Origin of the sequence: Elizabethkingia argenteiflava, assembly GCF_009904105.1 — a bacterium.
GTDB lineage: Bacteria > Bacteroidota > Bacteroidia > Flavobacteriales > Weeksellaceae > Elizabethkingia > Elizabethkingia argenteiflava.
In genome coordinates, this window is the sequence record NZ_JAAABJ010000518.1 from 1 (window position 1) to 13,102 (window position 13,102).

Below are 13,102 nucleotides of genomic sequence, written 5' to 3' on the forward strand. Positions count from 1 at the left end.
TTCACCCCCTCTTTTATATACTGTAAAATTAAATCCACAATTTTTACATTTGTATCTTTGAAGATTCCTGACAATACCGTTTTTTACTTTTTCAGACTCATGACATTTTGGACAATCCATTATTTTTTTTAGTAAAGACAAGAAAAACTATCTTAATTTAGCAATACTAAAATTTTAAATAAAATGAAACATATTTTTTTTATTTTTTATTTTCTGCTAGCGTCATATATATGTGCTCAGAAAAAAGTAGATACAGCACAAATTGTAGTATCTGGTAGAGTAAATGCTCCCGAGACCTTTACCAAACCCTATGTTATATTGATATCTGCAGATGGTTTTAGATATGATTATATGCATAAATACAAGGCAAATAATCTTTTAAAACTTGCAGAAAATGGAGTATGGGCATCTAAGGGGATGTATCCATCTTATCCCTCTATTACCTTTCCCAATCATTATAGTATTATTACAGGCCTATATCCTTCTCATCATGGGATTGTAGATAATGATTTTTACGATCCTACCAGGCAGGAAACTTATACAGTAGGGTCTTCAAATGTGACGGATGGGAGTTGGTATGGAGGTGCTCCCTTATGGGGAGTGGCAGAGAAACAGGGTGTTTTATCGGCCTGTTTATTTTGGGTAGGTTCTGAGAGCGATGCAGGAGGTATTCGCCCTACTTACTCTTATCAATATCATGAAAAGTTTTCCAGTGACGATAAGGTAAAAATTGTTAAAAATTGGTTAGAGCTTCCGGATGAAAAAAGGCCTCATTTTATTACTCTTTATTTTCCAGAGGTAGATAAGGCAGGTCATAAATATGGACCCGATGCCCCACAAACGGAAGAGACGGTGCAGTATATTGATTCTGCAGTACAGAAACTTACAGAAGCGCTAAAACCTTTGAATTTACCTATTAATTTTATTTTTTTATCGGATCACGGTATGATTAAGATTGATCCTAAGGATTATATTCCCGTACCCGATATTATCGACAGAGATAAATTTACAGTAATCAATAGTAATACTTTTGTGAGGATTACGGCTCGGCATCAAGAAGATATTTTACCCCTTTATAAGGCCCTGAAGAAAAAAAAACATAAGGATTATAAAATTTATTTGGCCGAAAATTTTCCCAGAAAACTGCATTACAGCCGTGCGGATGATCCCCATCGGAGAATAGGGGATATTCTATTGGTGCCTCGCGGAGCCAAAGCTTTAGTCGATCCAGGAAAAAAAAACTCTCTCGGTAAGCATGGATTTAGTCCTTATAGGGTACCCGAAATGAAAGCTACTTACTTTTCGTGGGGTCCTGCGTTTCAAAAACGTCAGAGAATAAAACCTTTTGTAAATGTAGATGTTTACCCGATGATGGCTAAAATACTAGGACTGAAAATAGAGGATTCTATAGATGGCTCGGTCAGAACATTGAATAGAACACTACAGAAAAAATAAAATATACTTCATAAACAAAAAGAGGGAGATATTTTTATTTTTGAGTATAGTTCACCATTCTTTGTGCAGTAGTAGCTCTTTGAAAGCTTACACTAAAATAGATACTAACTTGCTGTATAAATCAGTACGGCAAGTTTTTATTTTATACAAAACCCTATGATATGAATTGAGAGGATTTATATCCTGCCTAATTAGTACGATGAAATAACAATAGAAGAGAGCTCTCCTATTTTATTATTAATATTTCTAAAATTGATGGTAAATATATTTTAAAATAGCTTTATCTTCCTCAGAGAGCGTAATTTTCCTTCTGGACATTACAATTTCGGCTGTTTCATAAACTTTATCAAGGTGGAATTTAGGAGCATTATTTTCCCCTCCCCAAGAGAAGTTTCCCACGAGATTAGGAGGAAAGCCAGCCTTGAAGATATTGCAGGCTACTCCTACTGTAGTACCCGTATTCAGTTGTGTATTGATGGCTGTTTTAGAATGGTCTCCCATAATAGTTCCACAGAATTGCAGTTCCGTGGGTTTGAATGTTTTTTCCGCATAGGACCACATTTTTACAGGAGCGTAATTATTTTTTAGATTAGAGGTATTGGTATCTGCACCCAGGTTACACCATTCACCCATTACCGAGTTGCCTAAATAGCCATCGTGACCTTTACTGGTATAGCCAAAGATTACGACATCGCTGACTTCTCCACCTATTTTAACATGAGGCCCAAAGGTACAAGCTCCATATATTTTTGCTCCCATTTTTATAACAGAATGTTCACCAAGAGTAACAGGCCCTCTCAACATGGCACCTTCCATCACCTCGGCCTCTTTTCCAATATAGATAGGGCCTTTTTGTGTGTTAAGAGAGGCATATTCTACTTCTGCACCTTCTTCGATAAAAATATCTTTAATATTTCCACGCAGCCGATTGGTCGCTGAGAGACTTTGGGAAGATCTTCCTCCAGTTACCAATGGAAAATCGAAAGCAATGGCTTTATCATTATAGGAGAAGAGATCCCAAGGTTTTTTAAAGATCATCAGATTCTCCGTGATATCGATACATTTCTTAAGCTGACCGATATGAAAATTATCCAGATCTATATAAGAAGCAATTACTTCATTTTCATATACCAATGCTTCACCTTTTTTTAAATTTTTAATCTGTTGTAATACCCCTGTGGTAGGAAGGAAATTAGGGACAATTAATAATGCTTCCTTTTGCTTGGGTGCCGGATATTTTATCTGAAGGTACTTTTCAGTAATAAAAAAACTCTTATCAAAACCCAATAGTTTCTCCCATCTTTCCTGGAAAGTTAAAATACCTACTCGCATACAGGCGATAGGTCGGGTAAAACTAAGGGGTAAAAATTCTTCCCAGTATTGAGCGTCGGAGAATACAAGTTGCTTCATTGCTTTATGATAATGGAATTACAAATTTAATTAAAAACAGGGTTTTCAAAATGGGCGTGAGTCTAAAAAATCTTTATTTTTAGAAAACAATGATGAGATGATAAAAGCAATAAAAGAAGGGAGTAACCAATCCATGTTGTGCTCGGCGAAAGGAAGTTTGTTTCTAATAGCCCCCAGAATGGGCATATGCGGGAAATAATACAAGAAAGCGGATAAAGAAGATACCAAAGAGGTAACGATAACGGCTGCTATATAAGGCGCTTTGGCTTTAACAAACTTTCCTAAAAATACCAGATAGATTACCAGTGCAAAGACAATAGGGTAGATTAGGCCCAGTAAAATTTCCGCGTAGCTGATAATTTCATCTACTCCTTTTACCGAGAGGATCGCCGATAAGAGGCTACACAAAATCACATTCAGCTTGTAACCTATTTTTCCTTTGGTTATTTTTTCCATAAAGCTAGCAAAGGCTGAGGTTAATGCAATAGCAGTGGTTAAACAGGCTAAAGTCATTGTTAATGCAATAAGGTAGGTGCCGATAGGGCCTAAGATAGAAGTTGAAATATACAACAGAAGGGTAGTTCTGGAAATATGATCTGCTAAAGGGTAGTCCGATATAGCACCTAAATAAATTAAACCAGCGTAGATAAAAAATAGTGCTAGTGCAGCAATAAGGCCTGCCTTAATCGTTGTATACAGTCTTTGCTTAGGTGCTAATTCACCTTGTTCACTCATCGTTTTGAGAATAATACCCGCGAAAATAACCGCAGAGAGAATATCCATGGTTTGGTAGCCTTCATGAAAACCTAAAGCAAAGAGATTAATGGTATTTACTTCAGGTAGATGTTGTACATGGGAAGGGAATATGATACCGATTAGAATGAGGGTTAAGAGTAAGATAATAAGAATAGGAGTCAGGTATTTACCTATGATATCGATAATTTTATGGGGAGAAATAGATAAGCTAGCGTTTAGCGTAAAAAAGGCCAGAGCAGCCATATTTGGAGAGATATTTGGAAATATTGGGCGCAGTCCTATTTCAAAAGTGGTTGCTCCTGTCCTTGGAATACCAATGACTGGACCAATTAGGCATATGGTGATAAAAGCCAGGATCATAATGAGCTTAGGGTTAACACGCTTCCCCATATCCATGAAGTTATTTCCAACTTGTCCAACAGCGATCAGGCTGATAAAAGGAGCAATAACGGCTGTTAGACTAAAGCCGATGAGAGCATAGATCCAGCCCGAGGTAGAATTTATACCAATGAAAGGAGGAAGTATAAGGTTACCTGCTCCAAAAAACATTGAAAATAAAGCGAAACCTAAAGTAAACGTTCTGTTTTTGTTTTTCACTTGTGCGAATAATTTTAGATTTTTTTAATCTGGTTTTAAAAAAAAACACCAAAGCCTCCAAGACTCTGGTGTTTTCATTCGAAATATTGTCTATATATTAGTTTTTAGCAAACTTTTTATATTTATTCATAAACTTATCAACTCTACCCGCCGTATCAACGAGTTTCACTTTACCTGTATAGAAAGGGTGAGAAGTATTAGATATTTCCATTTTTACCAATGGATATTCTACACCATCAACTTCCAAAGTGTCTTTGGTCTCTGCAGTAGATCTTGTAATGAAAACTTCATCGTTGCTCATATCTTTGAAAGCAACTAATCTGTAATTGGATGGATGGATATCTTTTTTCATTGTCTTAACTTTAGACTGCAAAATTATAAATATTTTTTTAATTGACAAAAAGATTTTTAATCAAAAAATTTACAATCAAATATTTAGCTAAATATGAGAGTGGAATAGAAAAATAAGGAAATAGCTTATCCACTAATATAAAAGATTTTGAAATTAGGAATGGTTAATTCTTCTATTTGTATCTTTGTTAAAAATAAGTAAGCTACAAGATGTAAAAGGGCTACAAGCTAATATATAAACGGATTTATGGAGGAAATTAAAAGTCTACAATTTCAGGTTGATGAGTGGATAAGAAATGTAGGATTGCGTTATTTCGACGAGTTGACCAACATGGCCATGCTTACTGAGGAAGTAGGGGAGGTCGCCCGTATTATCGCTAGAAGATATGGAGAGCAATCGGAAAAGGATTCCGATAAGCTTAAAGATTTAGGAGAAGAGTTGGCTGATGTACTCTTCGTAAGTTTATGCCTTGCCAATCAAACAGGATGCGATTTACAGAAAGCTTTTGATAAAAAGATGAAAATGAAAAGTGTAAGAGATAAAGAAAGACACCAAAACAATATGAAATTGCAATCCCGTATCCCTTTATGCGAAATGCTATCCGGAGAAACCATTCAAATTGGGGGATCCAAAAGCCTTACCAATAGACTGCTTATTTTAGAAAAAATATTTGGCAATATAGAGCTGGTGAATATTTCTGACTCTCAGGATTCTTCATTGTTACTGAAAGCTCTTCATTCAAACATCAATACGATAGATATTCATCATGCTGGCACGGCGATGCGGTTTCTCACTTCTTATTATGCCATACAAGAAGGTGAAACGGTGGTGCTCACCGGATCAGAAAGGATGCAGCAGCGGCCTATTAAACCTCTGGTAGAGGCTTTGCGAAAATTGGGAGCCGAAATTGAATATATGGGAGCGGAAGGATTTCCACCTTTAAAAATAACAGGAAAGTCCATAGAAAAAAACAAGGTAAGTATTTCTGCTCATGTCAGCAGTCAGTTTATTACGTCTCTTTTACTGATAGGAGCACGGTTGAAGAATGGACTCAATTTACATCTTGAAGGTAAAATCACCTCACTTCCTTATCTTTTGATGACGATTGAAATATTGAAAAAAATAGGCGTTGAGGTAAGGATGGAAGAAAGCAGTATTTGTATACAGCCAATATCTAGCAACTTAAAGCCATTATCTTGTGTGGTGGAAAGCGATTGGTCATCAGCTTCTTATTTTTATTCCTTAGCAGCGATAGGTAGAAAAAAAATTAATTTAAAGAGTTTGAATATGAAGTCTCTACAGGCCGATTGCCGTTCTGTAGTCTTATATCGGGAATTTTTTGGTATAGAAAGTATACAGGTTTCCGAGAATGAGGTGGCTTTGCAGCCCCTGCCAGCATTTAAATTTCCAACACAAATAGATGTAGATATGAACGATTGCCCCGACATTACACAAACGCTTTGTGTAACAGCGGCAGCGCTTCATATCCCCTTTCATATTACGGGATTAGAAACTTTAAGGGTAAAAGAGACCGATCGTTTGGTTGCCTTACACAATGAACTCAAAAAAATAGGATTAAATACCGAGATTACAGACGATAGTATTCGTTCGATGGAAGAAATATCAATGCCTGAGGAGATTAAAATTTCCACCTACAATGACCATAGAATGGCCATGGCGTTTGCTCCCTTCGCATTGAAAAAGGCTGTGGAAATAGAAAACCCGTCTGTAGTCGAAAAGTCGTATCCCCACTTTTGGAAAGATTTTTATAAAGTAATAAAAAGAAAATAAATGATTATTATTATTACGGGCACCTCTAAGGGGATTGGTTTTGAGATAGCAGAGCTATTAGGAAAAAAAGGGCATATCGTGTATGGATTCAGTCGCAGAACGGTGAATAGTTCCTATTTTACTAGTCTTTCAGTAGATGTTACCGATAAGGAGCAGATTGAAGAGGCTGTGAGCATGATTCTACGTAAAGAAGGACGCATTGAAGTGTTGATTAATAATGCGGGCATGGGAATGGTCGGTGCTGTTGAAGATACTTCTAAGCAAGATATTCAGAATTTATTTACACTCAATTTAATAGGGCCCGTACAAATGATAACAGCCGTCCTACCTGCCATGAGAGAACAAAAACTAGGTAAGATTATTAATATATCGAGTATTGGGAGTGAGATGGGATTACCTTTTAGAGGTTTTTACTCGGCTTCTAAATCTGCGCTGGATAAAGTAAGTGAGGCCTTGCGTTATGAGGTTAAAAACTGGCATGTTCAGGTGACCACAGTCCATTTAGGAGATATTAAGACTACCATTGCTGAAAGTCGCATTAGGACAAAAGTATCGCAGGTTTATAAGAAAGTATTTGAGAGGGTTTATCATTTAATGAATCAACATGTAGCTAAAGGTACAGAGGCTATAGAGGTGGCCGTCTATATAGAGGGCTTGTTGGAGCGCCGAGATTGGAAAGCGCATTATTATTTTGGAAAACTGGGGCAGAGGATAGGGGTTCCCTTAAAGTGGATACTCCCCCAGAATTTCTATGAAAAGTTAATGCGCAAATATTCGCAGATGGATGAATATTGAGGTGTTTTTTTTCAGTTTCTTTTCAACAAAGCATATTAAAATTTAATAAAACTTTAGCGGCTAGGCTCTACAGCTCATCAAAAGCATGTATCTTTATACTTAATGAAGTTATCTTATTTTTATGAAGAAGCTTTTCATCGGCTTGTTGTTTTTATTAATCTGTAAGGTCCAAGGGCAGACTTTTGAGGGTATCGTTTATATAAAAGACAACACAGCCGCCTATCTTAATCAAATCTATGTTACCAATCTCAATACTCGGATCACCATTCTGGCAGATTATCGAGGCGGATTTAGAATTCCTGCCCAGGCTGGGGACACAATTAGATTTACCTCTGTTAATACAGAAAGAAAAGATTTGCAGTTGCCCCCTCAGTATTTGCGGAATAAAAAAATGTTGATTGAACTTTCCGTCGCTTATCGGGAAATTCAGGAGCTTGTTATCCATAAGTTTAAGCCTACCGGAAATTTTAAAGTGGATGTGCTTTCCACAAAACAGGACAAAAGAATAGCCCTTACCAATAAAATAGGATTACCTTCTCCTAAAGAAGGTTTTCCCCAGGCTCCCATTGCTTCACTTAATAATGGGAGTGTTCAATTGAATATACAGAGTGTATTCGATATAATAACGGGTGAGCGTAAGAAGCAGGAACGCCTTTATGCCTATGAAATGATGTTAAAAAATGTAAAACAGTTGCATAATTACTATGGAGATAATTATTTCACCCAGATGAAAATACCTAAAAATTTAATCAGTAATTTTTTAGAGTTTGTCTATACATCAGATGATCTGGGGAGACAGGTAAAGGAAGGAAATTATCCTCTAATAGAAATGTCTATACAAAAATACCTTCCCATTTATCTTAAAAGGTTGCACAATTCGAGTTTGCAGACCCTGGGAGGGAAGCAATAATCTTAAAATGATTACTTTTGTTCCCAAAAAAAATTGGGAAAGAATAAGATTAGACGTTTTGAAGAGAATAAAACTCTTGTAAACGTATTTCAACCTACACGCGAACAAGCATTAGCAGGCTATGAAATGAAAGGGAAATGGAGGGAAGACTTCTTTAAAAACGATCATCCCATTATACTGGAGCTCGGATGTGGGAAAGGAGAATATAGTGTGGGAATGGCAAAAGCTTTCCCCGATAAGAATTTTATAGGAGTGGATATTAAAGGGGCTCGTTTTTGGTTTGGAGCCAAAGAAGCGATAGAAAATAAACTCTCCAATGTGGCTTTCCTAAGAACTCAAGTAGAATTAATAGATTGTTTTTTTGAGGAAAATGAGGTGGACGAAATATGGATTACCTTCCCAGATCCTCAGATTAAATTTAAAAGAGCTAAACACAGAATGACGCATCCTGATTTTTTAGAGCGTTATAAAAAAATTGTTAAAAAAGGGGGGTATGTCCACCTAAAAACAGATTCCGAATTTTTACACGGCTATACTTTAGGTCTGCTTCAAGCTTTGAATTATGAAGTGGAAGCATCGCATCATGATATTTATGGAGCTCCTGAATTTGAAGCTGATTTCGACTATCTCAGAACGATTAAAACTTATTATGAAGATCTTTTTTCAAAAAAAGGAAAAACAATAACCTATCTGAAATTTAAAATTTAATTATATTTGCCATAAGATGAAAAAAAATTTAACCATAATGATTGGCGTATTTCTCTTGTGGAGTTGCGCCAGTCGAGTTCCTCGGTCCCATATATTGAACACGAATGATATTAAGGAGCTAGAAGCCTATATTAAAAAGTATCCTAAAGACAAGGACATTCTTTTTTTAAAACAAAAATACTTAGCCTTAAAGGTGGCGGCACAACCTAAAGTCGCTGCTGAGGTTCCGATGCCTAAGGTGCAGACCTTTATAGATGAGGAGGCAGAAGAGTTTGCTAAATTGATGGAGCACGACCGGAGAGTCCATAATGACAAAACGGTGAAAATTCTCAATCAAATTTTTAACAACGACATTAGCGATACCAATGCCATACTCTTGGTGCACAATACTTCGGATTGCAATATGATTCTAAGGATTCAAGGGGAGAAATTCTATAATCTTGCCATACCCGCTCATGGGGAAAACTCTCTGGTATTAAAGCAAGGGGAGTATGACCTTAAAGGTTCTATGTGTGGAGTGATTTATAATTCGCGCAAGGTAATAAAAAAGAACCTCTCTTTGGGACTAGGGGTCCAATAAAAATAAGGTTGCAATAAAAAAGAATATTTCTCAGTTCGCCTATTAGGGTAAGGAGAAACAATTTTTTGAATGAGTTTTGTTGAGAAAATAGACCAGATCTATTTTCTCCATTATAAAAAGAATACCTATTGATAATCGACGTTTTAGCTCAATAGAAGCGTCGCAGTAGATTGTTTTGTTCGGCTATTTTACAACTTTAACCATTTTTGTAGAGATTTCGTAATTTTTCTTTATCAATAATTTCAAAACCATATGTATGGTTAGCTATAAAATCTTCTTCTAATAATTTTTTAAGGGTATGGGTAATATTTTCTCTTGAGTATCCTGTGAATTCAGCGATTTCTTTTCGGGTGAGTTCCAGTGTAAAAAGATTTTCTTTCTCATATTCTAAAAAGAAATGTGCCAAGACTGCCTGAATATTTTTATAACGATAATCCAATAGGCGCTGGATCATTTTATTTGCACTTTTATGGGCTTCGTTAAAAATACCGATAGCGAAGTTCGTATTTTGTAGCATAAGCTCTCGAAAAATTTTGGCACTTATCTGTAAGGCTTTTGTTCCTTTTGCGGCGACCGCGGAGTAATTAAATCTCTCTTCAGAATAGATATAACTGAGACCTACAAATTCTGAGCAGGTAGAGATGTCGTACAGACCCTCTTTAGAAATGAGTTTAAGGTAACCTTCTTCAATATAATATACAAAATGCGCCATTCCGCAACGTTTAAATACCATCTCTTCATTCTCAAACTCCAGTAAAGAACAATTAGAGTGTAAAATACTCCGTTGGTCTATAGTTAACAATTGAAATAAAGGATTCTCAATAATTTCCCCCATAAAAACATCCACGATTTAATGTGAAATATTATTATTTTATATATAAAATAATAATATTTATGCTATACAAATGTACTTAATTGCAAGTGAAATATAACATGTAATTTCATAGTAATAGCGCTATTTAATTATATAAATTTGCTTCATAAAATAATATGAACAAATGATTCTTACTTTTATTCAGTTTTTAATTGTACTAGCATCCATATTTATAGGAGCGAGAATAGGGGGTATAGGGCTTGGTATTTTTGGCATGATAGGTTTGGCTATATTGGTTTTCTTCTTTGGGTTGCAGCCTGGTGAAGCCCCCATAGATGTTATGTTAATGATACTTGCCGTTATTACGGCTGCGGCAACTCTGCAAGCCGCAAAAGGTTTAGATTATATGGTATATCTAGCAGAAAAGATATTAAGATCTAAACCCTCAGCCATTACCTTTTTAGGACCATTGGTGTGTTATTTATTTACCTTTTTAGCCGGTACAGGTCATATAGCCTACTCTTTGTTACCTATTATATCCGAGATTGCCACACAGAGCAAAATAAGACCTGAAAGGCCTTTAAGCATTTCTGTCATTGCCTCTCAGCAAGCCATCACAGCAAGTCCTATTTCAGCGGCTACGGCAGCTTTGTTAACGCCCGCATTACTGGGGGGCCAAGGAATTACTTTATCACATATATTGATGATTAGTATTCCTGCCACCTTAACCGGAGTATTGGTAGGAGCATTGATATCCAATTATATGGGAAAAGAATTGGAGCAAGATCCTGAGTATTTAAAACGATTAAAAGCGGGACTTATTGCTACAAATGTAGATGGGGATCAAAAATCAAGTATTCAAAATGATAAAAGGGCAAAACGATCTGTGCTTATTTTTCTATTAGGAGTCGCCTTGGTAGTGCTATTAGGCTCGTTAGAAAATTTACGACCCAGTTTTAACGTCAATGGTCAGGTGCAGAGACTACGAATGCCAGAAGCCATTGAGATGATCATGATGGTTACGGCAGGTCTTATTTTGTTTTTTTCAAAAGTAAATATAAATAAAGTGCCTAGCAGTAGTGTTTTTCTTGCCGGGATTCAAGCTGTAGTCGCTATCTTTGGCATCGCTTGGTTGGGAAACACTTTTTTTCAGGGCAATTTGAAATTTTTTCAAGAAAGTATACACAGTATAGTGACTCAGTATAATTTCTTATTTGCCTTAGCTTTATTTATTATGTCGATTTTTCTATTTAGTCAGGCAGCGACTGTTCGAACTTTATATCCCCTAGGGATTGCTTTAGGGATATCACCATGGGCTTTACTGGCCATGTATCCTGCTGTGAATGGATATTTTTTCATTCCTAATTACCCTACTGTGGTCGCAGCGATTAATTTTGATAGAACAGGCTCTACTAGAATTGGGAAATATTTGTTGAACCATTCGTTCCAGGTGCCTGGGATTGTATCAACAATTATCGCAGTATCGATGGGATTTCTTTTGATTAGTTTTATTTAAGTATATTTCATATTTTTTAAATTTTATGAACATGAAAATTATAGCACGCTTTTTTATCCCTGTTTCATTGTTGATGGCCCTCTTTGCATATGCTCAGAAGCCAAGAATAAGAATTTTGGCAACAGGAGGTACTATTGCAGGGGTGAGCAGGTCCATAACAGAAACCAACTATAAAGCAGGTGAATTGGGGATATATCAGTTAATACAGGCAGTACCTCAAATTAAGGATAACGCGGAGGTTTCAGGCGAGCAAATTGTGAAAATAGGTTCACAAGATATGAACGATCAGGTATGGCTGACGCTAGCGAAAAGAATTAATAAGTTATTGAATGAAGAGGCTTATGATGGGGTGGTCATCACCCATGGTACCGACACGATGGAAGAAACGGCTTATTTTCTTAATCTGACGGTAAAAAGCGATAAACCCGTCGTATTGGTGGGGGCTATGCGTCCGGCCACGGCTATGAGTGCTGATGGCCCGCTTAATTTATACAATGCAGTGAGAACGGCAGCAGACAAAAATGCAAAAGGGAGAGGGGTAATGGTGTGTATGAATGATGCGATCTTGAGTGCAAAAGATGTGATAAAAGCACATACAACTGGTGTCCACGCCTTTCAGTCTAGCAATTTCGGTAGCCTTGGTTATATTCATAACGGGCAAGTTTTCTTTAATAATATACCCGAAAAAAAGCACACACTTCATTCTGTATTCGATGTAAGTAGTCTGAGCCAACTGCCTAGAGTAGGTATTGTTTATAATTATTCTAATGCTTCTTCTCTTCCCATGAAAGCATTCATAGAGGCTCAATTCGATGGTATTATAAGTGCGGGTGTAGGCAATGGCAATCTCTACAAAGACATTTTAGAATTAGCAATCCAAGCTCAGAAAAAGGGCATTCAGATCGTGAGATCATCTAGAGTGCTAACCGGAGCCACTACTTTAGATGCGGAAGTGGACGATGCTCAATATCACTTTGTGGCAGCCCAGTATTTAAATCCGCAAAAGGCTCGTATTCTTTTAATGCTAGCGCTGACTAAAACTAAGGATTGGCGTCAGATCCAAACTTATTTTAATGAATACTAGTTGGTAGAAGTATGTTTAGATAAGAGAAATATCGATAGTTAGAATAGGAACCTGCCGTTACACGCAAGGTCCAATGTCCATATCAATAGTGAAAATCCGAATGCGCTTACCACTGAAATTACAGTGTGTCAGTTCCAGTCCGCAACAATAAAAAGTGAATCACCTATTTTATAGATTTCGGCAGTGTATCCGTGAAAAGATACTTCTTCTAAAGTTCCCGATATGTCGGCTATAACATCAGCGATAAATCTTCTATGATAGTGGGTAAATAAGTTTGGACTCGGGTATTTGTTTAGGTATATGAACTTTCAATATTATTGAATAGCTGAATACT

Annotated in this window: 13 protein-coding genes; 8 read left to right on the forward strand and 5 right to left on the reverse strand. The window is 36.6% G+C overall.

Features of this window, described 5'->3' with window-relative positions:
• Positions 1-120, reverse strand: a 120-nt coding sequence (locus tag GNY06_RS15660) for a transposase-like zinc-binding domain-containing protein (protein WP_449390389.1), incomplete at its 3' end; no start/stop codon positions are given.
• A 63-nt stretch (positions 121-183) separates the two neighbouring features.
• Between GNY06_RS15660 and GNY06_RS07575 the strand changes: the two genes are divergently transcribed.
• Positions 184-1,455, forward strand: a complete 1,272-nt coding sequence (locus GNY06_RS07575) for an alkaline phosphatase family protein (RefSeq protein WP_166519509.1) — start codon at positions 184-186, stop codon at positions 1,453-1,455.
• 246 nt (positions 1,456-1,701) lie between these two features.
• Here the strand turns inward: GNY06_RS07575 and GNY06_RS07580 are convergent, their stop codons facing one another.
• The 3 genes from GNY06_RS07580 to GNY06_RS07590 form a co-directional block, all read right to left on the reverse strand.
• A complete protein-coding gene (locus GNY06_RS07580) occupies positions 1,702-2,865 on the reverse strand; it encodes a putative sugar nucleotidyl transferase (protein ID WP_166519510.1) in 1,164 nt (387 codons plus the stop codon).
• Between the two features lie 45 nt (positions 2,866-2,910).
• Positions 2,911-4,218, reverse strand: coding sequence for a branched-chain amino acid transport system II carrier protein (gene brnQ, locus GNY06_RS07585; protein WP_317163769.1), 1,308 nt, complete (start codon positions 4,216-4,218; stop codon positions 2,911-2,913).
• A gap of 97 nt (positions 4,219-4,315) precedes the next feature.
• A complete protein-coding gene (locus GNY06_RS07590; RefSeq protein WP_166519511.1) occupies positions 4,316-4,570 on the reverse strand; it encodes a type B 50S ribosomal protein L31 in 255 nt (84 codons plus the stop codon).
• Between the two features lie 246 nt (positions 4,571-4,816).
• On the opposite strand from GNY06_RS07590, the gene GNY06_RS07595 reads away from it, so the two are divergent.
• The 5 genes from GNY06_RS07595 to GNY06_RS07615 all read left to right on the forward strand — a co-directional run bounded on the left by GNY06_RS07595 (position 4,817) and on the right by GNY06_RS07615 (position 9,354).
• A complete protein-coding gene (locus GNY06_RS07595) occupies positions 4,817-6,361 on the forward strand; it encodes a MazG nucleotide pyrophosphohydrolase domain-containing protein (protein WP_166519512.1) in 1,545 nt (514 codons plus the stop codon).
• Positions 6,362-7,156, forward strand: a complete 795-nt coding sequence (locus GNY06_RS07600; RefSeq protein WP_166519513.1) for an SDR family oxidoreductase — start codon at positions 6,362-6,364, stop codon at positions 7,154-7,156.
• A 121-nt stretch (positions 7,157-7,277) separates the two neighbouring features.
• Entirely contained in the window at positions 7,278-8,066 is a 789-nt protein-coding gene (locus tag GNY06_RS07605) for a hypothetical protein (protein ID WP_166519514.1), read from the forward strand.
• Positions 8,067-8,099: 33 nt separating this feature from the next.
• Positions 8,100-8,774 carry a tRNA (guanosine(46)-N7)-methyltransferase TrmB gene (trmB, locus tag GNY06_RS07610; RefSeq protein WP_166519515.1) on the forward strand — a complete coding sequence of 225 codons (675 nt, stop codon included), beginning with the start codon at positions 8,100-8,102 and terminating at the stop codon, positions 8,772-8,774.
• A 16-nt stretch (positions 8,775-8,790) separates the two neighbouring features.
• Complete coding sequence (locus tag GNY06_RS07615; protein WP_166519516.1) at positions 8,791-9,354, forward strand: DUF6759 domain-containing protein; 564 nt, start codon at positions 8,791-8,793, stop codon at positions 9,352-9,354.
• A gap of 196 nt (positions 9,355-9,550) precedes the next feature.
• On the opposite strand, the gene GNY06_RS07620 is transcribed toward GNY06_RS07615, so the two are convergent.
• Positions 9,551-10,189 carry a Crp/Fnr family transcriptional regulator gene (locus GNY06_RS07620; RefSeq protein WP_166519517.1) on the reverse strand — a complete coding sequence of 213 codons (639 nt, stop codon included), beginning with the start codon at positions 10,187-10,189 and terminating at the stop codon, positions 9,551-9,553.
• Between the two features lie 163 nt (positions 10,190-10,352).
• On the opposite strand from GNY06_RS07620, the gene GNY06_RS07625 reads away from it, so the two are divergent.
• Both GNY06_RS07625 and ansB read left to right on the forward strand, forming a co-directional pair.
• Entirely contained in the window at positions 10,353-11,684 is a 1,332-nt protein-coding gene (locus tag GNY06_RS07625) for an anaerobic C4-dicarboxylate transporter family protein (protein ID WP_166519518.1), read from the forward strand.
• Positions 11,685-11,715: 31 nt separating this feature from the next.
• Positions 11,716-12,768, forward strand: coding sequence for an L-asparaginase 2 (gene ansB / locus GNY06_RS07630; protein WP_166519519.1), 1,053 nt, complete (start codon positions 11,716-11,718; stop codon positions 12,766-12,768).
• Positions 12,769-13,102 lie beyond the last annotated feature (334 nt).